21 protein-coding genes and 1 pseudogene are annotated in these 23,195 nt (G+C 68.1%); 7 read left to right on the top strand and 15 right to left on the bottom strand.

From position 1 onward, the window contains the following. Positions 1-392 precede the first annotated feature (392 nt). Entirely contained in the window at positions 393-2,231 is a 1,839-nt protein-coding gene (ilvD, locus tag WDC87_RS16760) for a dihydroxy-acid dehydratase (protein ID WP_188241441.1), read from the top strand. 104 nt (positions 2,232-2,335) lie between these two features. On the opposite strand, the gene dinG is transcribed toward ilvD, so the two are convergent. The 3 genes from dinG to aroE form a co-directional block, all read right to left on the bottom strand. Continuing rightward, positions 2,336-4,438, bottom strand: coding sequence for an ATP-dependent DNA helicase DinG (gene dinG / locus WDC87_RS16755; protein ID WP_088497021.1), 2,103 nt, complete (start codon positions 4,436-4,438; stop codon positions 2,336-2,338). A 155-nt stretch (positions 4,439-4,593) separates the two neighbouring features. Further along, positions 4,594-4,947: a hypothetical protein gene (locus WDC87_RS16750; protein WP_049439388.1), complete on the bottom strand. Its 354-nt coding sequence runs from the start codon at positions 4,945-4,947 to the stop codon at positions 4,594-4,596. A 3-nt stretch (positions 4,948-4,950) separates the two neighbouring features. Then, positions 4,951-5,796 carry a shikimate dehydrogenase gene (aroE, locus tag WDC87_RS16745; protein ID WP_088497020.1) on the bottom strand — a complete coding sequence of 282 codons (846 nt, stop codon included), beginning with the start codon at positions 5,794-5,796 and terminating at the stop codon, positions 4,951-4,953. Positions 5,797-5,845: 49 nt separating this feature from the next. Between aroE and WDC87_RS16740 the strand changes: the two genes are divergently transcribed. After that, entirely contained in the window at positions 5,846-6,709 is an 864-nt protein-coding gene (locus WDC87_RS16740; protein WP_252744797.1) for a hypothetical protein, read from the top strand. A gap of 87 nt (positions 6,710-6,796) precedes the next feature. On the opposite strand, the gene WDC87_RS16735 is transcribed toward WDC87_RS16740, so the two are convergent. From WDC87_RS16735 to WDC87_RS16720, 4 genes are all read right to left on the bottom strand, one after another. Continuing rightward, on the bottom strand, positions 6,797-7,066 hold the full coding sequence (locus tag WDC87_RS16735; protein ID WP_005420179.1) for a hypothetical protein: 270 nt from the start codon (positions 7,064-7,066) through the stop codon (positions 6,797-6,799). Positions 7,067-7,098: 32 nt separating this feature from the next. After that, positions 7,099-8,088, bottom strand: coding sequence for a porphobilinogen synthase (hemB, locus tag WDC87_RS16730; protein ID WP_005420181.1), 990 nt, complete (start codon positions 8,086-8,088; stop codon positions 7,099-7,101). Between the two features lie 19 nt (positions 8,089-8,107). Further along, a complete protein-coding gene (locus WDC87_RS16725) occupies positions 8,108-9,025 on the bottom strand; it encodes a bestrophin family protein (protein ID WP_252744798.1) in 918 nt (305 codons plus the stop codon). A gap of 123 nt (positions 9,026-9,148) precedes the next feature. Further along, entirely contained in the window at positions 9,149-9,397 is a 249-nt protein-coding gene (locus tag WDC87_RS16720) for a hypothetical protein (protein ID WP_252744799.1), read from the bottom strand. 186 nt (positions 9,398-9,583) lie between these two features. On the opposite strand from WDC87_RS16720, the gene WDC87_RS16715 reads away from it, so the two are divergent. Further along, positions 9,584-10,048 carry a hypothetical protein gene (locus WDC87_RS16715; RefSeq protein ID WP_049439393.1) on the top strand — a complete coding sequence of 155 codons (465 nt, stop codon included), beginning with the start codon at positions 9,584-9,586 and terminating at the stop codon, positions 10,046-10,048. Between the two features lie 104 nt (positions 10,049-10,152). Here the strand turns inward: WDC87_RS16715 and WDC87_RS16710 are convergent, their stop codons facing one another. From WDC87_RS16710 to WDC87_RS16695, 4 genes are all read right to left on the bottom strand, one after another. Continuing rightward, on the bottom strand, positions 10,153-11,952 hold the full coding sequence (locus tag WDC87_RS16710) for a DUF885 domain-containing protein (RefSeq protein WP_252744800.1): 1,800 nt from the start codon (positions 11,950-11,952) through the stop codon (positions 10,153-10,155). 67 nt (positions 11,953-12,019) lie between these two features. Continuing rightward, positions 12,020-12,535, bottom strand: coding sequence for a cytochrome c oxidase assembly factor Coa1 family protein (locus tag WDC87_RS16705; RefSeq protein WP_053496794.1), 516 nt, complete (start codon positions 12,533-12,535; stop codon positions 12,020-12,022). 25 nt (positions 12,536-12,560) lie between these two features. Further along, positions 12,561-14,786 carry a S9 family peptidase gene (locus tag WDC87_RS16700; RefSeq protein WP_252744801.1) on the bottom strand — a complete coding sequence of 742 codons (2,226 nt, stop codon included), beginning with the start codon at positions 14,784-14,786 and terminating at the stop codon, positions 12,561-12,563. 160 nt (positions 14,787-14,946) lie between these two features. Further along, positions 14,947-15,636 (bottom strand): glutathione binding-like protein, encoded by a 690-nt coding sequence (locus tag WDC87_RS16695; RefSeq protein ID WP_061479000.1) that lies wholly within the window; start codon positions 15,634-15,636, stop codon positions 14,947-14,949. Between the two features lie 112 nt (positions 15,637-15,748). On the opposite strand from WDC87_RS16695, the gene WDC87_RS16690 reads away from it, so the two are divergent. Further along, complete coding sequence (locus WDC87_RS16690) at positions 15,749-16,369, top strand: TIGR00645 family protein (RefSeq protein WP_065177871.1); 621 nt, start codon at positions 15,749-15,751, stop codon at positions 16,367-16,369. 200 nt (positions 16,370-16,569) lie between these two features. Beyond that, the gene (locus tag WDC87_RS16685) at positions 16,570-17,583 is read left to right on the top strand and encodes an energy transducer TonB (protein ID WP_061478999.1); all 1,014 of its coding nucleotides are present in this window, start codon (positions 16,570-16,572) and stop codon (positions 17,581-17,583) included. Positions 17,584-17,665: 82 nt separating this feature from the next. On the opposite strand, the gene WDC87_RS16680 is transcribed toward WDC87_RS16685, so the two are convergent. Next, a complete protein-coding gene (locus WDC87_RS16680; protein WP_061478998.1) occupies positions 17,666-17,920 on the bottom strand; it encodes a hypothetical protein in 255 nt (84 codons plus the stop codon). A gap of 78 nt (positions 17,921-17,998) precedes the next feature. Here WDC87_RS16680 and WDC87_RS16675 point away from each other — a divergent pair, with 78 nt between their 5' ends. Together WDC87_RS16675 and WDC87_RS16670 are read left to right on the top strand one after the other, a co-directional pair. After that, positions 17,999-18,805: a helix-turn-helix transcriptional regulator gene (locus WDC87_RS16675; RefSeq protein ID WP_072168032.1), complete on the top strand. Its 807-nt coding sequence runs from the start codon at positions 17,999-18,001 to the stop codon at positions 18,803-18,805. A gap of 99 nt (positions 18,806-18,904) precedes the next feature. Next, positions 18,905-19,615: pseudogene (locus WDC87_RS16670) on the top strand (transposase). Between the two features lie 21 nt (positions 19,616-19,636). Here the strand turns inward: WDC87_RS16670 and WDC87_RS16665 are convergent. Genes WDC87_RS16665 through WDC87_RS16655 form a run of 3 tightly spaced genes read right to left on the bottom strand, consistent with a single transcriptional unit; the run spans position 19,637 to position 23,087 of the window. Continuing rightward, positions 19,637-20,821: an ABC transporter permease gene (locus tag WDC87_RS16665; RefSeq protein ID WP_252744802.1), complete on the bottom strand. Its 1,185-nt coding sequence runs from the start codon at positions 20,819-20,821 to the stop codon at positions 19,637-19,639. Then, a complete protein-coding gene (locus WDC87_RS16660) occupies positions 20,818-21,564 on the bottom strand; it encodes an ATP-binding cassette domain-containing protein (RefSeq protein ID WP_072168034.1) in 747 nt (248 codons plus the stop codon). Before WDC87_RS16660 ends, WDC87_RS16665 begins: the two co-directional genes overlap by 4 nt. Further along, complete coding sequence (locus tag WDC87_RS16655; RefSeq protein WP_252744803.1) at positions 21,561-23,087, bottom strand: alpha/beta hydrolase; 1,527 nt, start codon at positions 23,085-23,087, stop codon at positions 21,561-21,563. The genes WDC87_RS16660 and WDC87_RS16655 overlap by 4 nt, the downstream gene beginning before the upstream one ends. Between the last annotated feature and the right edge of the window lie 108 nt (positions 23,088-23,195).

The following is a 23,195-nucleotide window of genomic DNA, read 5'->3' as shown; positions in this document are numbered from 1 at the left end:
ATATTAGAAAGGATGTTTTTGTTCTATTGGTGCACTAGTATATGCATCGTAGTGTAGTCATACAATAGTCACAACCCCCCCCCCCCCACCCCCCCCCCCCCCACCGACACAAACCCGACCCCAACAGGGGGGGGGGGGGGGCGGGCCGCGCCCCCCCCCCCCCCCCCCCCCCCCCCCCCCCCCCCCCCCCCCCCCCCCCCCCCCCCCCCCCCCCCCCCCCCCCCCCCCCCACCCCGCTGTCCCACGGAATGCCCGCCTTTGACGTTGACGTTGCCTCTGCGGGTGCCGGGCGCAGCCCGGCCGGACCATCTCCGGTGGTTGCAGCAGCAACCGAAAAAATTGGCCATGATCGGCTGACCCCCACGTCGTACGGCCCGCCCGTTCCGCCCGCCATGCCCGAATACCGCTCCCGCACCTCCACCGCCGGCCGCAACATGGCCGGCGCCCGCGCCCTGTGGCGTGCCACCGGCATGAAGGACGGCGACTTCCACAAGCCGATCATTGCCATCGCCAACTCCTTCACCCAGTTCGTGCCCGGCCACGTGCACCTGAAGGACCTCGGCCAGCTGGTCGCGCGCGAAATCGAACAGGTCGGTGGCGTCGCCAAGGAATTCAACACCATCGCCGTGGACGACGGCATCGCGATGGGCCACGACGGCATGCTGTATTCGCTGCCCAGCCGCGAGATCATCGCCGACGCCGTGGAGTACATGGTCAACGCGCACTGCGCCGACGCGCTGGTGTGCATCAGCAACTGCGACAAGATCACCCCCGGCATGCTGATGGCTGCGCTGCGCCTGGACATCCCGGTGGTGTTCGTCTCCGGCGGGCCGATGGAAGCGGGCAAGACAAAGCTGTCCGAGCACAAGCTGGACCTGGTCGATGCGATGGTGGTGGCCGCCGATGACAGCGCCTCCGACGAGAAAGTCGCCGCGTTCGAGCGCAGCGCCTGCCCCACCTGCGGCTCCTGCTCGGGCATGTTCACCGCCAACTCGATGAACTGCCTGACCGAAGCGCTGGGCCTGTCGCTGCCCGGCAACGGCACTACGCTGGCCACCCATGCCGACCGCGAGGCGCTGTTCCGCCGCGCCGGCCGCCTGATCGTCGAGCTCTGCCATCGCTGGTACGGCGGCGAAGACCCGAGCGCGCTGCCGCGCGGGATCGCCACCCAGGCCGCGTTCGCCAACGCGATGACCCTGGACATCGCCATGGGCGGCTCCACCAACACCATCCTGCATCTGCTGGCCGCAGCGCAGGAAGCGGAGGTCGACTTCGACCTGACCCACATCGACGCGCTGTCGCGACGCGTCCCGCAGCTGTGCAAGGTGGCGCCGAACACACCGAAGTACCACATCGAGGACGTGCACCGCGCCGGCGGCGTGTTCGGCATCCTCGGTGAACTGGATCGCGCCGGCCTGCTCGATACCACAGTGCCGACCGTGCACAGCGCCAGCCTGGCCGAAGCGCTGGAACGCTGGGACGTGGTGCGCAGTGACAACGACACCCTGCATACCTTCTTCAAGGCCGGCCCGGCCGGCATCCCCACGCAGGAGGCCTTCAGCCAGGCCACGCGCTGGCCCGCGCTGGACCTGGACCGCGCCGAGGGCTGTATCCGCTCGCTGCAGCATGCGTATTCGCTGGAAGGTGGCCTGGCTGTGCTGCGCGGCAATCTGGCCGTCGATGGCTGCGTGGTGAAAACCGCCGGCGTGGACGAATCGATCCATGTGTTCGAAGGCCCCGCGCGCGTCTATGAAAGCCAGGACGCCGCCGTCGCCGGCATCCTCGCCGACGAGGTACAACCGGGCGACGTCGTGGTGATCCGTTACGAGGGCCCGAAGGGCGGCCCTGGCATGCAGGAGATGCTGTACCCGACCAGCTACCTGAAGTCGAAAGGACTGGGTAAGCAATGCGCGCTGCTCACCGACGGCCGCTTCTCCGGTGGCACCTCGGGACTGTCGATCGGCCACGTTTCGCCGGAAGCGGCCAGTGGCGGCGCGATCGGGCTTGTGGAAGACGGTGACCGCATCCGCATCGACATCCCGGCCCGCCGCATCGACCTGTTGCTGGATGAGACCACGCTGGTCCAGCGCCGCAGCGAGGCCGATGCACGCGGCTGGAAACCGCGTGCGCCGCGCCCGCGCAAGGTCACCAGCGCGTTGAAGGCCTACGCCCTGCTCGCCACCAGTGCCGACAAGGGCGCCGTACGCAACACCGCCCTGCTCGGCGATTGATCCCGATCCGGTAGTGCCGGCCGCTGGCCGGCATCTTAAAAAAGGGACGGAGGGGATTAAGTCGTTTGTGCCTCAAACGACTTAATCCCCTCCGTCCCCTTTTTTCAGCCGATCACGCGCTTGAACGGCGGCAGCGCGTCGATGATGCGCTTGCCGTAGCGGCGGGTCAGCAGCCGCGAATCGAGGATGATCACGCGGCCGGTGTCGGTGGAGGTGCGGATCAGGCGGCCGGCGAACTGGGTCAGCGTGCGCAGCGCGTGCGGAATGGCGATCAGGTTGAACGCATTGAGCCCGCGGCCTTCGAACCATTCGCTGAGCGTGGCGGTCTGCGGATCAGTCGGCACCGCGAACGGTACCTGGGTGATCACCACCGTGGTGCAGGCTTCGCCGGGCAGGTCGAGGCCTTCGCCGAACGAGTTCAGGCCGAACAGTACCGAGCCTTCGCCGGCAGCGACGCGGCGCAGGTGCTCTTCGATCAGCCGGGTCTTGGACATCTCGCCCTGCACCAGCACCTGCTTGCGCCGCGCGGCCGGCATCAGGCCGGCCACCTTTTCCATCTTCCAGCGTGAGGTGAACAGCACCATCGAGCCCTTGGCCCAGTCCAACTCGGTGTCCAGGTAGCGCGCCACTTCGCGGGGATGGCCTTCGCGATCGTCGGGGGTGACCGGAAACTTCGGCACGATCAGCTCGGCCTGGTTGGGCAGGTCGAACGGCGACGACAGCGAGACCATCTCGGCCTCCTCGGGGATGCCGTTGTCGATCGCCAGCGACTGGAAATCGCCACCACCGGTCAGCGTCGCCGAGGTCATCACCACCGAATCCACTTCATCCCACAGCAGCTTGCGCAGCACGTGCGCGGCCGACACCGGCGAGCCGTGCAGCACCAGGTCGCCGTCGCGGGTGGCGGTGACCCAGCGCGCCATCGGCGGCGCGCCATCCTTGTCCTCGCGGCGCCACGCCTGCCACAGGCTGTACTGTTGCTCGATCATTTCCAGCGCCATGCCCAGGTTGCGCTGCAGGCGCTCGCGCGCGGCATCGTCCGGCTTGCCCTTGGCCACCTGCGCGGTGGCGGCGTGCGCCCAGTTGTAGAGGCTGCGGGTCTCGTCGGCCAGTGCCTCGATCGGCTCGCGCCAGGCCTCGGGCAGGCGTCCATTGGCCGCACGCCACATCGGCTCCTCGTCCGCCGGCGCCGGCATCCACACCCGCTCGATGTGATCGCGGAACGCGCGCAGCTGCTTGGCGACGTTGCTGGCCACCTCGATCGCTTCGTTCGGCAGCAGGTTGCCGAGGCGGTCCTTGTCGACCGCGCGGTAGGCACCGGCAATCAGGATCTGCAGGCGGCCGGTGCGCTTGGCCATTTCATCCAGCGCGAGGCTGGCCGCGCCCTGGTCGATCGCCACGTTGCCGATGTGATGGCCTTCGTCCAGCACCAGCAGCATGTCCGACGGCGGCGCGATCAACGGCTGACCGTTGTCGCTGTCGCCGATCGACAGCGCCGACAGCAGCAGCGCGTGGTTGGTGACCACGATCTGCGCATCGCGCACGGTATTGCGCGAACGCAGCACCGCGCACTGCGCCGAATACGCACAACGGCGCCCGGCGCAGCCCGAAGCCGGCGTGGTGATGCGGCTGCGCAGGCCGGGGCTGATGGTCTCCGGCGCATTGTCGATATCGCCGTCCCAGCTGCCGCCGGTAAAGGCATCGGTCAGGCGCTTGGCGATGTCCATCTCGATCGGCGCCAGCGGCCGGTCGAACAGTGGTGCATCCTCCTCGAACATGCCGCCCTGCGAGCCCTCGCCCTGTGCTTCGGCCGCGTTGCGCGTGCACAGGTAGCGGGTACGGCCCTTGGCCAGCGCCACGGTTGCTTCCAGGCCGGTGGCCTTGAGGAAATTCGGGATATCCCGCTCGACCAGCTGCGACTGCAGCGCCACGGTGCCGGTGCTGATCACCAGCTTCTTCCTGGTGGCCAGCGCAATCGGTACGCCCGCGGTGAGGTAACCCAGGCTCTTGCCGACGCCGGTCGGCGCCTCGACCACGCCAACGCCGCCGCTCTTCGACAGCGCGCGCGACACCACGCCGATCATCTGGCTCTGCGAGCGGCGGGTGGAGAAGCCGGGAGTATTGGCCTGCAGCGTCGTGTACGCCTTGCGGATCGCGTCCTTCAAGGTGTCATCGAGCGTGCGCGGAGCGGCGACGGTTTCGGTCACGCCGGGAATTACCGTGGCTGGATCGGGCCGGTCATTGTCGCATGGCCGGCCATGTCCGCCGCCGCTGGCTGTCTGAACGGGGCAGCGGCGACGCCCGGCGGCTGGATGAACACACCGTACGCTGCTGGCGACGGCCCTGGGCCGTCACCGGGGTGTCACTGCACCGCGTTGCCGCGCAGCCGCAGCAGGCGCACCAGCGCCCACACCAGCAGCACCACGCCGATGGCCTCGACCATCGCCAGCGCGAAGTGCAGTACGCCGAAGATGGCGCTCATGCCCGAGATGGCGCTGAAGTTGCCACTGCTGACCAGCCACATCGGCAGGAGGCCCGCGGCCAGGCCGCCCAGGCTGGACAACAGCAACAGCAGCAGGCCGACCAGCGCGCCGGTGCGGGTCGCATCGCGCGGCGCGCCGACCACCCAGACCAGGCCGACGCACAGCGCGATCAGCACCGGCAGGCGCACACCGACCATGCTCAGCACGGTCACCATCAGGGTCGTGCCGTCCATCGATCAGTCCTCGCCGGCCAACACAGCCGGGCCCTGGCGCAGCGCCTGGTAGACCTCGTCGGTCTGCGGGCGTACGCCGTGCCACTGCAGGAAGCTCTCGGCAGCCTGCTCGACCAGCATGCCCAAGCCGTCGACGGTGTTACGGCACTGCGCCGCACGGGCCCAGGCCAGGAAGGCGATGGCGGCCTCGCCGTAGTTCAGGTCGACGGCAGTGGTCATCGAATTGACCAGCGACAGCGGCAGCTTGAACTCGACGTCGCGGTCGCGGCCGGCCGAGGTGGCATTGACGATCAGTTCGAAGTCGCCCAGCTCGCGCAGGTCTTCCCAGTAGCGGCTGATCGCGCGGCCCGGCTCGCCCATCGCGTCGATCAGTTCATCGGCGCGCTCCGGTGTGCGGTTCACCACCACCAGTTCGGTGATGCCGGCATCCAGCAGCGCCGGGGCGACGCTGCGCGCCGAGCCACCGGCGCCGATCATCAGCACGCGGCGGCCACGCAGGTCCAGGCCGTGGCGGTCGGTCAGGTCGCGCACCAGGCCGATGCCATCGGTGGTGTCGCCGTGCCAGCGGTCGCCCTTGCGCAGCAGCGTGTTGACCGAGCCGGCGCGGCGCGCCCGTGCGGTCAGCGTGGTGCATGCCGAGAACGCGGCTTCCTTGTGTGGCAGGGTGACGTTGGCGCCGACACCGCCCTCGGCAGCGAAGGCCTCCAGGCCGGCCAGGAACGCCTCCGGGGCCAGGTCGATCGCGCGATAGTCGATGGCGATGCCTTCCTGGCGACCGAACGTCGCATGGATCTGCGGCGACTTCGAATGGGCGACGGGGTGTCCGAAGACGGCGTAACGGTCGGTCATGGAATCCTCAAGCTGGCTAGACTGATGCTCTGTTCGTGCATGGAACCGGATGATGCGCATCACCCCGCCCCTGCTGGTGCTTGCCGCCAGTCTACTCTCTGCCCCCGTGGCGATGGCGTTGAACGAGTACGGCATCGAAGGCATGGGCGTGGTCTCGACCCGCGCCGACGAGGGCCGCGCCGCGATCAGCGCCGATGGCCAGCGCATCGTGTTCGCCCGCCGCGGCGAAGCCGGCTGGGGCCTGTGGGAGGCACGCGTGGTCGACGGTCGTTGGCAGCAGGCACAGGCACTGCCGGTCGGCGTGACCGGTGAAGCCCGCGATCCCTACTTCAGCCGTGACGGCCGCTGGCTGCTGTTCGCGGCCGGTCGCGAGGGCGCGCTGGCGCTGTACCGCGCTGCGCTGGCCTCCGATGGCCGGCTGGGCCCGGCGCAGCCGCTGGCCGGTGACGGCGGGCGCCGGGAAGAGCGCGGACCGGCCCTGAGCGCGGATGGCAAGCAGCTGTTGTTTGCCCGCCAGCAGGGCCATGGCGCCGGCTGGGACCTGTTCGTGGCGACGCTGGATGCGCAGGGCGTGCGTGGCCCGGCCACCGCACTGAGCGCGCTGAACAGCGCCGACGACGAGACCGACGGCGACTGGCTGGGCCATGACGGCGCCGTGGTGTTCAGCCGCGGCCACGGCAGTACCGCGCAGGTCTGGAGCAGCGGCTGTGCGTGGAGCGGTGTGGCGCTGCAGCCGCTGGGACTATCGTTCAACCAGGCCGGCGGCTGGACCGGCGCGCCGGTGATCGACAACGCCAGGCCCGGCGAGATGATGGTGGCCAGCAGCGCGGCAAAGGCGCCGCGCGCCGGTGGCGTGGACGTGTACCGGTTGGCGGTGCCGAAGGTGCCGGCGGTGGCCGGGTGCGTGCGGTAGATCCACGCCGCGCGTGGATGATCGTTTGGTAGATGCCAACCTTGGTTGGCATGCGGGAAAGTGCCAACCAAGGTTGGCACCCACCCGTCAGCGCGACAGCACCTTGGCGCGCAACTGCTCGTACTCCATCTCGCTCAGCTGGCCGTTGTCCTTGCGCTGGTTCAACGCAGCCAGCTCGGCCTGCACGCTGTCCGGCAGGGCCTGCTCACGGGCTACGTGGCGAGCGGCGGAAAGCTGCTCCGGCGGGCGCTTGCCCGCCCGCCAGGCAGCGATGAAGACACCGACGATGATGGCACCGAACACCAGGACACCGGTGCCCCAGATCAGCCATTGCATCCATCCCAGTTCGGGTCCCATCGCGCAGTCCTCCGTCTATCGTGGCGCTATTGTCAGCGCTCGCGCAGCCATCGCGCCACCTGCGGCGCGAAATAGGTCAGCACGCCATCGGCACCGGCCCGCTTGAAGCCCAGCAGCGACTCCAGCACGCAGGCACGCTCGTCCAGCCAGCCGTTGGCGAAGGCAGCCTTCATCATCGCGTACTCGCCACTGACCTGGTAGGCGAAGGTCGGCACGCCGAACGTGTCCTTCACCCGGCGCACCAGGTCCAGGTACGGCATGCCCGGCTTGACCATCACCATGTCGGCGCCCTCTTCCAGGTCCAGCGCGATCTCGCGCAGAGCCTCGTCGCCGTTGGCCGGGTCCATCTGGTAGGTCTTCTTGTCGGCCTTGCCGAGGCTGGCCGCGCTGCCCACCGCATCACGGAACGGGCCGTAGAACGCCGAGGCGTACTTGGCCGAGTAGGCCATGATGCGCACGTTGATGTGGTTGTCGGCATCCAGCGCACGGCGGATCGCGCCGATGCGGCCGTCCATCATGTCCGACGGCGAGACGATGTCCACACCGGCCTCGGCGTGCGACACCGACTGCTTGACCAGCGCTTCGACCGTGATGTCGTTCAGCACATAGCCCTTGTCGTCGATGATGCCGTCCTGGCCGTGGGTGGTGTACGGGTCCAGCGCCACGTCGGTCATCACGCCCAGTTCCGGGAAGCGCGACTTCAGCGCGCGGATCGCACGCTGCGCCAGGCCGTCCTCGGCCCACGCCGCCGACGCGTCCAGCGACTTCAGCGACGGGTCGATCACCGGGAACAGGTCGATCACCGGAATGCCCAGTTCCAGCGCTTCTTCGGCCACCTTCAGCAGCTCTTCGATCGACAGCCGCTCCACGCCCGGCATCGACGGCACTGCGGTGCGGCCCGCCAGTTCGTGCACGAACACCGGGTAGATCAGGTCGTCGGTGGTCAGCGTGTTCTCGCGCATCAGGCGGCGCGAGAACTCGTCGTGGCGCATGCGGCGCGGGCGGTAAAGCGGATGGGACATGGCAGGCTCCGAGGAGTGGCTATTGCAACAGGTAACCCTGCGGCAGCAGGGGTTCGGGCAAGGGGCGTTCGCCGAGCGCGTCGAGCTGGTCGATCTCGATCGTGCGCACCAGCGCGTCCAGCGGCAGGTCGTTCGGCTCCAGGCCGAACGGGTCTTCCATTTCTTCGCCCAGCTGGTCCAGGCCGAAGAAGGCATAGGCCAGCACCGCCGACAGCACCGGCGTGCCCCAGCCCAGCGAACTGGCCAGGCCGAACGGCAGCAGCACGCAGAACATCCACGCGCAGCGATGCAGCAGTAGGGTGTAGGCGAACGGCAGCGGCGTGGTGAGGATGCGCTCGCAGCCGGCCTGGATCGACGACATCGCGTGCAGGCGCTCCTCCAGCTGGGTGTAGAGAATCGGATCGAGCTCGCCGGCGCGCAGCGCCTGGGCCAGCTCGGCAGCGATCATCGACAGCAATGCATCCGGCACGTTCTCGCGCTGGCCCAGCTGCTCGCGTTGCGGATTGTCCAGCCATGGCAAGGCGGCCAGGGCCACGATGCGTCCACGCAGGCGCGCGGCCAGCGCATGGGCGAACGCGGTGGTGAGGTACGCGATGCGGCGACGGCGGCCGCCGTCATCGGCCAGCAGCAGGTGCACCTGGCGGGCCAGCGAACGTGATTCGTAGACCAGCTGGCCCCACAGCTTGCGGCCTTCCCACCAGCGGTCATAGCAGGCGCTGTTGCGGAAGCTGAGGAAGATCGACAGGACCAGGCCGAGCAGGGTGAACGGCGTGACCGACACGCGTTCGATGCCGGTCGGCGGGGCCAGTTCCACCACGGCCGCCACGGCAATGGACAGGATCAGGATGGCCAGCACCTTCGGCGCGATCGCTTTGACGATCGAGCCGCGCAGGATGTACAGCAGTTGCCAGCCGTGGGGACGGGGTCGGATGATCATCGGGCAGCCGCGCCAGGCGCGGAATCACAGGCACGCGGGGGGCTCGCGCAGCCGCTCATTGTACGCCCCTGCCCGGCCACCGGCCGTGCGCCTGCGACGCCCTGTCGCACCCGGCGCCGGGATTCAGATCACGCCGCCGCCCAGGCCCAGGCGCAGGATGCCGACCACCACCACGATGCCGTTCAGCACCAGCCCGGCCCAGGCCCGACCGCGCTTGGTCGGGTGGGTAAACAGGATGCCCAGCGCGGCGATCACCGCGCCGACGACGGCGAACGGGATCAGGAACCAGTTGCCCCAGCCAAGCAGCGGAATCAGCGCCAGGATCATCCACAACAGCGCCAGTACGCCCCACAAAAGACTGATCACGCCCATTCCGCTCTCCCGCAGTTGGTTCCTGTCTGTCCACCATAGTCGTTCACGCGGTCGCCGCCTACTGCCGTTGGCGGGGCTGTCACCCGACGCGTGCTAGCGTGCTGCCGTGGGTGCCCGGGCCCGGGTGTTGGCGCCGATTCAGAGTGGCCCACCGAAGATCGCAACCAGTCCTACAGGGGTCGTGCCATGAACATCCGTTGGGCCGCGCTGGCGGCCATCCTGCTGGTCGCCGCCGGTTGTGCCAGCACCTCCAAGGTCATGCTGGGGCGCGCCCGCGCGCCGATCGATCCGGCACTGGTGCAGATCTATTCCACGCCACCGGCCGGCTCGCAGGAAATCGCGCAGCTGGAATCGGCATCTGCCGTGGGCTTCGGCACTCAGGGCCAGACCGATGCCGCGGTGGCACGCCTGAAGCGTGAAGCGGCGGCACTGGGCGCCAATGGCGTGGTGCTGATGGGCGTGGGCAGCAGCGGCTCGCCGGTCGGCATGTCGGTGGGTGCCGGCACCTTTGGCTCGCATGTGGGGGGTGGCGTCGGCATCGGTATTCCGACCACGCAGAAGCGCGCCGCCGGCGTGGCGATCTGGGTACCCAATCCGGAACCGCCGGCACGGTTGCCGACCCAGGTGATCACGCCGCAACCGCAGCGGTGACGCGGCAGCCTCACCGCGGGTAGTGCCGGCCGCTGGCCGGCAACCTCAGTAATCCACTCTACGCCAGGGGAATGCCGGCCAGCGGCCAGCACTACCGGAGGGGTTCAGCGCTTGTACTTCGGCACGAACACCTTGTTCACCGCATCGGCCAGCTGGTCCGGCGGCAGCAGGCCCTGGTCGAGCAGGAAGTTGTTGAACGCCAGGCGGTCGAACTTCGCGCCCAGTGCCAGCTCGGTCTGCATGCGCAGTTCCAGGATACGGGTGTAGCCATAGAAGTAGCTGCCCGCCTGGCCCGGCATGCGCACCATGTAGCGGTCCAGTTCCTGGGTGGCCATCGCCTTGGACAGGCCGACCTGCTCCATCAGCACGCGCTCGCCGTTGGCGCGGTCGGTCAGGCCGAGATTGAGCATCGGGTCAAGCATTGCGCGTGCGGCCCGCAGCAGGCGGAACTGCAGGGCGATCATCTGCCCGTCCAGCGGCTCGTACGGCACCATCTCGGCCTCGGCATACAGCGCCCAGCCTTCAACGTTCACCGAATTGAACGCGAACATGGTGCGCGCCAGCGAGACACCACGCTCGACCATCGCGGTGAACTGCAGCTCGTGGCCGGGGCGGCCTTCATGCGCGCTCAGCGTCCACGCCGCCGCACCGAAGTTGAAATCGTCGTATTGTGCGCCCGGGCCCGCCGCCGGGTTGCCCAGCGGCAGCACGAAGGTGCCCTGCTGCCCGGTGTTGTTGACCAGCGGCGCCGGCAGGAAATGCGGGGCCGGGCTGGCCGCGCTCTCGGCGGCCGAACCCAGGCGCATCTGCATGGCGCGCTTGGGTACATCGACGATGGCATGCTCGCGGATCAGCGGATCGATCGCATCGATCACCTTGCGGTAGTGGCCTTCCAACTGGTCGTCGGCGATCTTGTCGGCCTTCAGCGCGCGGATCACCGCCACCGGGTCGCTCGGATCGGCCACCTTCAGGCCCTTGTCCTTCACCACCAGCGGCGCCAGCTGCTGCATCGCCGAGCGGGTTTCCATGAACTCCAGCTGCGCGCGCTGCATCAGCAGCTTCGGGTCGATATCGATGCCGACCTGCTTGAGCTGGTAGGCGTACAGCGGCGCCGGCAGGCGCGCATCGGTGCGTGCCTTCGGCAGCACGTCCTTGCGGGTCCAGGCGGCGTAGTCCTTCATCTGCCCGGCCAGGGCCTTCATCGCTTCATCGACGCCGGCGATCTGGTACTTCTTCAGCAGCGACTCGATGCCGGTGATGTACGTCTCGACGTTGTCCAGCGATTGCTGTACTTCGATCTTCGTCGGCTGCAGCAGGCTGCCGTCCTTCAAGCGCTCTTCGTAACGCTGGCGGGCCAGCGTGGTGAACGCGGTGCCACCCGGCTGCAGCCCGGCGTAGGCCTTGAGGCGGTCGATCGCCTTGGCCCGGCGCTCGGCCGGCACCTGGTCGGACAGCAGCAGGTTGAGGCCGCTGAAGATGGTCTGCGGCGCGTCACTCCATGGCAGCAGGTACTTCTCGTTGAGCTCACTGCCTTCGATGTTCTGGTTGGCGGCGTGGATCATGATCTCCAGGTCCTGGCGGACGTTGGGATCCTGCTCGGTGGCCAGCTTCGCCTTCAGTTCGTCGCGCGCCTTGGCCATCGCCGCGCGGTAGCGCTTGCCGTTGTCCGCACCGAGGTCGGCCACCTTGTCGTCATAGCCGGGCACGCCGAAGAAGCCGGTTTCTTCCGGCTGGAACGGGCCCTGCGCATCGAGCAGGATCTGCGCCAATGCGTTGCTGCGGGCCACCCAGGCCGGGCTGGCCGGAGTAGCGGCCTTGGTGGCGGGTGCCGCCAGCGCCGGCGGTGCGGACATCAGCGGGGCGGCAGTCAGGGCCAGGGCAACGGCCAACGCGATCGGCTTCATGGTGCACTCCAGGACAGGGTTGCCCGCACCCTACGCGCTCAGCGCTGTGGCGACAATCGGCCGGAGGTCACAACGCCGCGGCCAGCGGGCATTCGCCGCGTTCGCGGCAGGCCTGCAGCTCGCATTCCTGCGCGGCCTCGTCATCATCCAGCGCGGTCAGGTCGAAGGTCTGCTTGTTCTCGCCCAGCACATACATCACCGGATAGTCCCAGACGTCGTCGCTGCGGGTGCCCTTCACGAACAGCCGGCCGTGCGCGCGCGGGCCTTCCAGGGCCACGGTCAGGCCGACGTCGCGCTGGCCATTGATCGCGGTCTGCATGCTGCCCAGCGGCATCGATTCGGCACGCAGCGGCTCGCCGAAGGCTTCCACCAGTTCGATGCTGCATCCGGCGCGGCGCATCGCCTCGCGCATCGGTGGGCTTTCGCGTGCCGCCTCGCTCCAGCGCAGCACGCTCCAAGCCACCACGCCACCGGCACCGGCCAACACCAGCAGCACGGCCAGCGGCATCGCCCAGCGCCAGTGACGGGACCACCAGCCGGCAGGCTTCGCGCCATGGGTGGGAATCGGCGGCGGCAGTGTCATCGGCGGGCTCCTTCCCGTTTGTGCATCAGGGCTTCAGGCAGCGTCCCAGGAAGGCTTCGGCCACACGGTAGCGATGCAGGGCATCGGCGCCGGACAGGCCATGCTTGGCACCCGGATAGGTCATCAGCTCGAACGGCTGCCCGCGCTTCTGCAGCGCGCTCATCAGGCTGGTCGAGTTGGTGAACAGCACGTTGTCATCGGCCATGCCGTGGATCAGCAGCAACGGCGAACGCAGGCCGTCGATATGGGTCAGCACGCGCGCTTCGCGGTACCCCGCTTCGTTGCGCGCCGGCAGGTCCATGTAGCGTTCGGTGTAGTGGCTGTCATACAGGCCCCAATCGGTGACCGGTGCGCCGGCCACGCCACAGGCGTACTGGTTCGATGCCTTGGCCAGCAGCATCAGGGTCATGTAACCGCCGTTGGACCAGCCCTGCACGCCGATGCGCGCCGGGTCCACCCACGGCTGCTGCTTCAGCCAGGCCACGCCGCGCAGCTGGTCGGTCACTTCCACCGTGCCCTGCTTCCCGTACAGCGCACCACCGAAGTCGCGGCCGCGGCGCGGGGTGCCGCGGTTGTCCAGCGAGAACACCACGTAGCCCTGCTGGGCCAGGTACTGGTTGAACAGATGGTCGCCACGGCCGGGCCAGCTGTCAGTGATGGTCTGGCTGGCCGGGCCGCCGTAGACGTACACCGCCACCGGGTAGCGCTTGGACGGATCGAAGCCGGCCGGCTTGATCAGGCTGTAGTTCAACGGGGTCTTGCCGTCGGCAGCCATCAACGTGCCGAACTCGACCGGGCGCTGCGCATCGCGGTAGCGCGCATACGGGTGCCTGGGATCGGCCAGGTCGTTCTCGACCAGCGTGGCGATCTTCTCGCCGTTGGCGCGGAACAGTTCGATCTGCGGCGGCGTGGTGCTGTTGGACCAGCTGTCCACGTAGACGCTGGCATTGCGGGCGAAGCTGGCGCTGTGCATGCCCGGCGCCTTCGACAGGCGCTGCGGCTCACCGCCCTGCAGCGACAGCGCGTAGATCTGGCTTTCGCGCGAGGTCTCGATGCCAGCACGGAAGTAGGCCTTGCCGGCCTTCTCATCGACCGCCAGCAGTTCGTCCACCGGCCAGTTGCCATGGGTCAGCGCAGTGGCCTTGCCCTTGCTGTCGATGCGGTACAGGTGCTGGAAGCCGGTGCGCTCGGACGACCACAGCACGCTGCCATCTTCAAGGAAGCGCAGGCTGTTGTGCAGCGGCACCCAGGTCGGGCTGGTCTCGTGGGCGAGCACGCGCTGGCGGTTGGAGTCGAGCGCCACTTCGACCAGGTCCAGCTGCTTCTGGTCACGCGACTGGCGCTGGAAACTCAGGTGCTGCGCATCGCGCCAATCGACGCGGGCCAGGTAGATGTCCTGTTCCTTGCCCAGGTCGATCCAGCGCGGCTGCGCATCGGCGGCCGGTGCGATCACGCCCAGCTGCACGCGCACGTTGGCGTCGCCGGCGGCCGGGTAACGCTGTTCGATCACATCGGTGCGGTCGGCGTAGACCTCGTAGCGCTTCTGCACCGGCACCGGCGCCTCGTCGATGCGGGCGAAGGCGATGGCCGAATCATCCGGCGCCCACCAGTAACCGGTATGGCGATCCATTTCCTCGTCGGCGACGAACTCGGCCACGCCGTTGCCGATGGTGGTGCTGCCGTCGCGGGTCAGCTGCAGCTGCTTGCCACTGGCCAGATCGATCACCCACAGGTTGCGGCCGCGGATGAAGCTGACGAAACCGCCCTTGGGCGACAGCTTGGCGTCGGTGGCGAAGCCTTCACCGTGGGTCAGCTGGCGCACGGCCGCCTGGCCCTGCTGCTTGAGGTCGTACAGGTAGAGTTCGCCGCCCAACGGGAACAGCAGTCGTTGCGCGTCCGGCGACCACTGGTAATCGACGATGCCGGTCATCGCGGCGATGCGCTGGCGCTCGCGTCGGGCCTTTTCCTCATCGCTGAGGGTCTCGGTGCCGGGCAGCACCACCTTGGAATCAACCAGCAGGCGGGTCTGGCCGCTGCCGATGTCGTAGGTCCACAGGTCCAGCTGGTTGCGGTCGCTGTCCTTGCCGCGCAGGAAGCTGACCTGCGAACCGTCCGGCGCCACCTTGGGCTTCATCAGGGTCGGGCCGGACAGCGGCAGCGGGCCGGTGATGGCTTCCAGGGTCAGCTTTTCGGCGTGGGCGGCGGTACTGGTGGCGAGCATGAGGGCGAGCGAAGCGAACAGATGGCGCATGGAGGATCCCGGCAAACGGCAGGTCCGCCTCCACGCGGGGCGCGGGACGGTCGTCCCTCATCCTAACCAAGCCCGTGCGGGAAGGCAGCATGACCTTCTGCCCATAAGCGGTGCGGACGAGTGCCGACCAACGGTCGGCACCCACCTTCAGATGCCGGGGTCAGCGCTGGCCGAACAGGTGCTTGCGTTCTTCGTCGCTGAGCGGCTTGCCGGCGTTCGGGTTCACCTGCTGGCGCAGCGCATAGGCGCGCTGGGTGGCCGGGCGCGCGGCGATGGCCTCGTGCCAGCGCTTGAGGTTGGGGAACGCGGCGAAGTCCACCGGCAGCGTGTCGTAGGCGCCGACCCACGGGTAGCTGGCCATGTCGGCGATGGTGTACGCGTCGCCGGCCAGGAAGGCGTGCTGGGCCAGGCGCTTGTCCATCACCCCGTGCAGGCGGCGCACTTCGTTGTCATAGCGCTCGATCGCATACGGGATCTTTTCCGGAGCATACACATTGAAATGCCCCATCTGGCCGCTCATCGGGCCCAGGCCCGCCATCTGCCAGAACAGCCATTCCAGTGTGGTGACGCGGCCGCGCGGATCGCTGGGCAGGAAGCGGCCGGTCTTCTCGGCCAGGTACAGCAGGATCGCACCGGACTCGAACACGCTCTGCGGGGCGCCGCCGTCGGCCGGGGCGTGGTCGACGATGGCCGGCATCTTGTTGTTGGGCGAAATGGCGAGGAATTCCGGCTTGAACTGGTCACCCGAGCCGATGTTGACCGGGTGGATGCGGTATTCCAGGCCGGTTTCCTCCAACAGCAGGGTCACTTTATGGCCGTTCGGGGTGGGCCAGTAATACAGGTCGATCATGGCGTCGGCTCGGGGTGCGGAAAGGAACCTGAAGTCTAGTGCGTGAGTTGGGTTGGCACCGTCATGGCGGGCCGGTAACCTCGCCTCTCCCCCGAAACGCAGCATCCCCCGCATGAGTGCAAACCGCCCGCCGCTCTCCCCGTTGTCCACGCTGATCTTCGCCTCGCGCTGGCTGCAGCTGCCGCTGTACCTGGGCCTGATCGTGGCGCAGTGCGTCTACGTGTTCCTGTTCGGCAAGGAACTGTGGCACCTGATCTCGCATTCGGTGTCGATGGGCGAGCAGCAGATCATGCTGATCGTGCTGGGCCTGATCGACGTGGTGATGATCTCCAACCTGCTGGTGATGGTGATCGTCGGCGGCTACGAGACCTTCGTCTCGCGCCTGCGCCTGGAAGGCCACCCGGACCAGCCGGAATGGCTGAGCCACGTCAACGCCAGCGTGCTGAAGGTGAAGCTGGCGATGGCGATCATCGGCATCTCCTCGATCCACCTGCTGAAGACCTTCATCGCCAGTGGCGCACTGAATGGCATCCCGCTGTGCACGCCGGAGCAGATGAGCGTGGCCGCCGCCAACATCGGTGTCGCCCGCTGCTCGATGCTGACTCAGGAAGGCGTGCTGTGGCAGACCATCATCCACTGCGTGTTCATCCTGTCGGCGATCGGCATCGCCTGGACCGACAAGCTGATGTCCAACGGCCACAGCAAGTCGCACGACAAGGCGCACGACCACTGAGGTCGGCGCCGGCAACGGCACGGCCGCCATTGCCCATCCCGGCCACTGCTCTTGTACGCGGCGGCGGCCGGGATGCTAGATTGCACCCTCGCCGTTGCCGGCGGTGGCGTCGGGAAACGTCACCCTGCCGCGCCCGGACCGCAGGTCCCGGCCATGCATATCAATGATTTACGTCACGTCGTCTTCTAGAGGGGAGCAGGATGTCGCACGTCTCAACGATCACCGCCGCGCGCCGGTGGCTGCCGGTTGCCCTGGCACTGGCACTGGCTGCCTGCTCGGGCAAGGAGGAAACTGCCGCACCGGCCCCGGCCGCCGCACCCACCGCCGCTGCACCGGCCGCACCGGTGGTTGCCGCCAAGGTGCAGTCGATGGGCACCGAGCAGCTGCGTGAGTCGGCCAGCCAGGCCCTGCGCGAGAACCGCATGTACGCGCCGGCCGGCGACAACGCCATCGAGTACTACCTCGCCCTGCGCGACAAGACGCCGGACGACGCCTCGGTGAAGAGCGCGCTGACCGACCTGCTGCCCTACACCCTGATTGCCGCCGAACAGCACCTGGGCCGCGAGGACTACACCGAAGCGCAGCGCCTGGTGGCACTGATCGAGAAGGTGGACGCCTCTGCGCCGGCGTTGCCGCGCCTGAAGGACGGCCTGGCCAAGGGCGTGCAGAACGCGGCCAAGCGCACCGAGGCCGAAGCCGAGAAGGCGAAGAAGGACGCCGAGGACCGCAGCAAGCAGCAGACCGAACAGCAGCGCCTGGCCGAGCAGCGTGCCAAGGAAGCCGACGCAGCCAAGCAGATCGCTGCCCAACAGGACGCTGCCCGCCGGGACAACGAGCGCCAGGAAGCCGAGCGCCAGGCTGCGGCCCGCCGCGAAGCCGAGCAGAAGCAGCAGCAGGCTGCCGCCCAGCAGGCCAGCGCCGCACGCCAGGCTGCAGCTCCGGCGGCCGCTGCGGCGCCCAACCTGCGCCCGGTCAGCACACCGGCGCCGCGCTATCCGTCCGAGGCGCTGCGTGCAGGCACCTCCGGCGAGGTGCTGGTGGAGATCACCGTCGGCACCGACGGTTCGGTGACCAACGCCCGTGTGCTGCGCGCAACACCGTCGCGCGTCTTCGATCGCGAGGCCATGAACGCGGTCAAGCGCTGGCGCTTCGAGCCGGTCAGCGCACCGGTCACCACCCGCCGCACCCTGGTGTTCGCCCCGGGCGGCAGCTGACCACGAAAAGGGGACGGAGGGGATTAAGTCGTTTCCGCCCCGCAATGACCACACGGCCCGGCATGTCCGGGCCGTGTTCGTTTCAGGAGAGGCTGTCGATCAGGCGTTGCAGTGCCGGATCACGCGCGGCCAACACCTGGAACAGGCCCAGCGCATGCAGGCCCGGCAGCAGCGCACGCAGGTCGGCTTCGGCGGTGGCGCGGGTGGCGTCATCGCTGGCGGGGTCCTGCCAGTCACGGACGCTGGCGAGGAAGGCGCCGACGCTGCCCTTGCGCACGGTGAGGCCGTTCACCTGCACCTCGTTCTGATGGTCGGGAAGGATGTCGTGTGGCTGCATGGGTGATGCTCCTGTGGGATCGGGAGCCCAGTGTGCCGCCCAGCCAGCGGCACTTCTGCCGTATAACTGCCAATGGATATGGCAGATCAGACATCACCCGCGTTGATTGACCCCGCTTTGGCGAACGCCGAAGACGGTCCCCTCATCCTGGCCTCGCAGCTGCGGGTGCCGGGACGGCGCCGCACCGCACGCCACCAGCACGTGCGCGGCCAAGTGCTGGGTGCCCACCACGGCCTGCTGCGGATCGAGGCCGGCGATCTGCACTGGTTGCTGCCGGCGGGGCACGTTGCCTGGATACCGCCCTTGCTGCCCCACGCCCTGGTAGGGGCAGAGGCATTCGATGGCTGGAGCCTGTACTTCAACGCCGAAGCCTGTCTGGAGCTGCCCGCCGTGCCGCGCATTTTCCAGCCGAACGTGCTGTTGCAGGCGGCGATGATGCGCGCACTGAGTTGGCCACATCAGGCGCTGGACGCCGCGCAGGCACGCCTGGCCGGCGTGATCACCGATGAGATCGCCGCCAGCACGCCTTTGCCGCTTGCCTTGCCACAACCGCAGGATCGACGGTTGCGGCGGATCGCGGCGGCGCTGGCACGGTCGCCGGACGACCTTCGCAGCGTCGAAGCGTGGGCAGCCGCCAACGGACTGTCCGGCCGCAGCCTCGCCCGCCGGTGGCAGGCCGAAACAGGCATGACCCTGGGCCATTGGCGGCAGCGCCTGCGCGTGTTGCTGTCGCTGCCACGCCTGCTGGCCGGCGAGCCGGTGATCAGCGTTGCGCTGTCGATGGGCTACGACACCCCGAGCGCGTTCATCACCGTGTTCAAGCGCGAGATGGGGGTGACGCCTGCGCGGTACGCAAAAGACGCAAAAGGGGACGGAGGGGATTAAGTCGCTTCTGACTCATCCGACGCGGCTTCGCGGCGTTGCCTGATGTCCGGCTTCGCGGCCGCAATGACAGGCTGAAACCCCGTCCAGTCTCCAGATCCCATGCCCCGACAAGCACGCCTGATGCTGGCAGGCCAGGCCTATCACGTGATCCAGCGCGGCGTGAACAAGGGCGCGATCTTCATCGACGACGTCGACCGCCAACTGTTCCTGCATCTGTTGCACAGCGCATTCCTCAAGCACCACGTCGCACTGCATGCCTATGTCCTGATGGGCAACCACATCCATCTGCTCGCCACGCCGTCCACACAGCAGGGACTGGCGGGCGCAATGCGCATGCAGGGCAACAACTACGTGCAGGCGTTCAACCAGCGGCACGGACGCAGTGGGCCGCTGTGGTAGGGTCGCTTCCATTCCTCGATGATCGACAGCGATGCCTATCTTCTCAGCGTATACCGCTACATCGAACGCAATCCGGTTCGTGCCGGAATTGCGGTCAGCGCCGAAGATCATCCGTGGTCCAGCGTGCACGGCAACCTTCAACGACGCGATGATCCGATGCTGACACCGCATCCTGCGTTCAAAGCACTGGCAGCGACCGCTCGGAAAAGGGCGTCGTTGTATGCCGAGTTCCTGCGCGACGTGAATGCATCCGCCGACGTACCTGCGATCCGCAACCACAGTGCCAGGCAAAGCCCAATGGGGGACGCTGCATTCCTGCGGATGGTGGAACAGACGCTGGGACGCCCCGTGGTGATGCGCAGACGAGGGCGCCCGCGCAAGCAGGGGACGGGAGAGGCAGAAACGACTTAATCCCCTCCGTCCCCTTTTTGGTCAACCAGAGATCGCCAGGCGTTCGTTGTGGTAACGACGCACCGCCGCGAACCACAGCACGGCGGCCAGGCCGAGGCTGGCGCCGAGGTAGATCGCCCAGACCGCCGGGGTGATGATCTCGTGGCGGATCACTTTCAGCAGCATCTGGTTCTGCGACAGGAACGGCACGGCGTACTGCCACAGCTCGCTCTTCAGCGGATAGGCCACCAGTGCGTAGCCGGGCAGCATCGGCAGCAGCATCAGCCAGGTCATGTGGCTCTGCGCTTCCTTCATGCTCTTGGCCGCGGCCGACAGGAAGGTCAGCAGCGAGGTGCCGATCAGCAGCATCGGCAACATCACCAGCAGCATCTGCAGCATCGAGCCGACGTTCATGTTGAACTGGCGGCCGATGTTGCCGGGTGCGATCTGCGCGCTCACCTTGAACGCGACCAGGGTCAGCAGCAGCGACACGAAACCGACCACGCAGGCGGCGGCGATCTTGCCGCTGACGATCGCGCTGCGCGAGCCCGGCGTGGCCAGCAGGGGTTCCAGCGACTGCCGCTCGCGCTCGCCGGCGGTGGCGTCCATCACCAGGTAGGCACCACCGATGAACGAGGTCAGCGTCAGCAATACCGGCAGCAGCATCGACAGGATCATGCCGCGCTTGGCCTCGGCACTGGCCAGGTCCTGGCGCGCCACGTCCAGCGGGCGTGCCACCTGTGCGTCGATGCCACGCGCCATCAGGCGCAGTGCACCGACCTGGCCATTGTAGGTGGCCAGCGCCGCCTCCAGGCGAGCACTGGGTACTTCAGCCGCACGACGCGTGCTGTCCTTGATCACCTCCACCAGCGCCGGCTTGCCCTCGGCCCAGTCCTTGCCGAAATCATCGCTGATGCGCAGCGCCACATCGATGTCCTGGGTGCGGATGGCCTCGGCCAGGTCCTTCGGTGCCGGTGCGGCATTGAGGCCCTGTGCGGCGAGGAAGCGCACCAGGTTCGGCGCGTTCCCGGCGCCGATGGTCGGGATCTGCAACGGCTCTTCGATCTGGGTGCGTACCCGGCTCTCGGCCAGCTTGCCCATGCCCAGCAGCAGCACCGGGTACAGCAGCGGCCCGAACACCAGGGTCAGCAGCAGCGTGCGGCGGTCACGCGACAGGTCGCGCAGTTCCTTGCGCATCACCGTCATCAGGGTCGACATCATACTCATGCGTGCAGGCCCTCTTCGCTGCCGATCAGTTTCACGAACGCGTCCTCAAGATTGGCTTCGCCGGCCTGCGCACGCAGCTCGTCGGCGCTGCCGGCAGCCATCACCGTGCCCTTGGCGATGATCACGATGTGGTCACACAACGCGCCCACCTCCTGCATGATGTGGCTGGACAGGATCACGCAGCGCCCCTCTTCGCGCAGGCCCAGCAGGAAGCGGCGCAGCGCGCGCGTGGTCATCACATCCAGGCCGTTGGTCGGTTCGTCGAGGATGACGTTGCGCGGGTCGTGCACCAGCGCGCGGGCAATCGCGGTCTTGGTGCGCTGGCCCTGCGAGAAACCATCGGTCTGCCGGTCGAGGATGTCCCCCATGTCCAGCGCGTGCGACAGCACCTCGATGCGTTCGCGGATGCGCTCGGCAGACAGGCCATGCAGTTCGCCGAAGTAGGCGATGTTCTCGCGCGCGGTCAGGCGCTTGTAGACGCCACGCGCATCGGGCAGCACGCCCAGGTGGCGGCGCACCTCCACCGGATTGAGGGCGGCATCGATGCCATCGACAGTGATGCTGCCCTGGTCGGGCGTCATCAGCGTGTACAGCATGCGCATGGTGGTGGTCTTGCCGGCACCATTGGGGCCGAGCAGGCCGGTGATCTGCCCATCCCCGGCGCGGAAGCCGACGTTGGCGACCGCCTGGATGCGGCCCGTGCGGGTATCGAAGGCCTTGTGCAGGTTGTCGGCGACGATCATGGTTCCCATCCGTTGAACGAGGTGAACGCCGGCACGTAGCTCAGCGTGTCCAGGCAGCCGGCATCCAGCGCCTTGGCATCGGTCTTGTCGATGAACTGTCCGAGCAGCCGCGGCATGCAGCCGGCGGTCAACGTGCCATGGCCCTGGCCACGGGCGACCAGCGCACGGCCGTTGGGCAGGCCCTTGAGCACCTGTGCGGCGTAGCGCGGCGGCGTCACCGGGTCCAGCTCACCGGACAGCAGCAGTGCCGGCACGTCGCTGCGCAGCGGCACGGCATCGGTTGCTGGCGCCGGACGGTGCGGCCACACCGGGCAGGCCGCGAAGAACGCGCTGGCGACCTCGTTGCCGAACAGGCGTTCGGGATCTTCGGCCGGCGCGTGGTAGCGCGGCGCATCCTCGCTGCAGATCACCGACCATTGCATGCCGCGGTTGATCTGGAAATCCATGCTGCGGTTCGCGCCGCGCGCCAGCGATGCCAACGGGGCATAGCGCCCCTGTGCGGCTTCATCCAGCACCAGTGGCAGCAGCGAGGAATACTGCGGCACGTAGGAGAAGGCGAAGGCAAGGCCGACCACGCTGTCCGGCGTCAGGACATCCTGCCGGGGTGCGTTGGTGCCCGGGTCGCGATACTCGACCGAGACCGGTGCACGGCGCAGGGAGTCGACCACGCTGCGCAGCTGCGCGCGGGTATCGGTCGGGAAACGCTTGCTGCACGCGGCATCCTTGCGGCACTGCGCCGACTGCAGGGCGATCGCATCCTCGAAGGTGGTTGCGAAGTCGCCACCGACCACCAGCTCGTTCGGTACCACGCCATCGATGACGATGCTGCGGGTGTGCTGCGGGTAGGCCCCGGCATAGCGCTGGGCCACGCGGGTACCGTAGGAGCCGCCAACCAGGTTGAGCTGGTCCACACCGAGCGCCGCACGCACCGCATCCAGATCGGCGATCGCCTCGGTGGTGGTGTAGAAGCGCGCATCGGCACGCCCCTGCAGCGATGCGGCGCAGCGCTGGGCGTAGTCGCGCAACGCTGCCTCGGAAGGCGCGGCATCCTCGTCCACCTGCAGCGGCTTGCCGTCCGCGCCCAGGCAGCTGAGGGGGTTGGAGCCGCCGGTGCCGCGCTGGTCGATCAGGAACACGTCGCGCTGTTTGCGCACCTGGCGCAGTGCAGTGTCGACGATGACCGCCACCTCGCTGGCCGCCTGGCCGGGGCCGCCGGCCAGGAAGAACACCGGGTCCGGCTGGCTGGCGCCGCTGCTGCCCGATTCCAGCCAGGCGATACGCAGGCCGATCCGGCGACCGCCGGGCTGGGCCCGGTCCTCCGGCACCTGCAGGGTGGCGCACTGCGCCTCCACGTTGGCGCTGGCGCCTTCGGTAGACAGCGTGCAGGGCTGGAAGTCGATCGTGCCGAAGCGGCGGCTGGGTGCATCGCTGGCGCTTCCGGCGTCGGCCGGCGGCGGCTGGCTGCACCCGGCAAGCATCAGGCTGGCCAGCATCCCGGCCAGCGCGAGGTGGTGTCTTTGCATCGTGCTCGTTTCCCCTGGAGGACGTTCCTGTCGACCACGACGGGCTGCCGCGGAAGATGTGACCCAACTTACACGGGCAGCGCGCCGACGGCGATGGGCAATGACAAA

The sequence above is a fragment of the Stenotrophomonas maltophilia group sp. Smal12 genome, from assembly GCF_037079935.1.
Taxonomy (GTDB): Bacteria; Pseudomonadota; Gammaproteobacteria; order Xanthomonadales; family Xanthomonadaceae; genus Stenotrophomonas; species Stenotrophomonas sepilia.
This window is presented reverse-complemented; position numbering and strand designations above follow the sequence as displayed.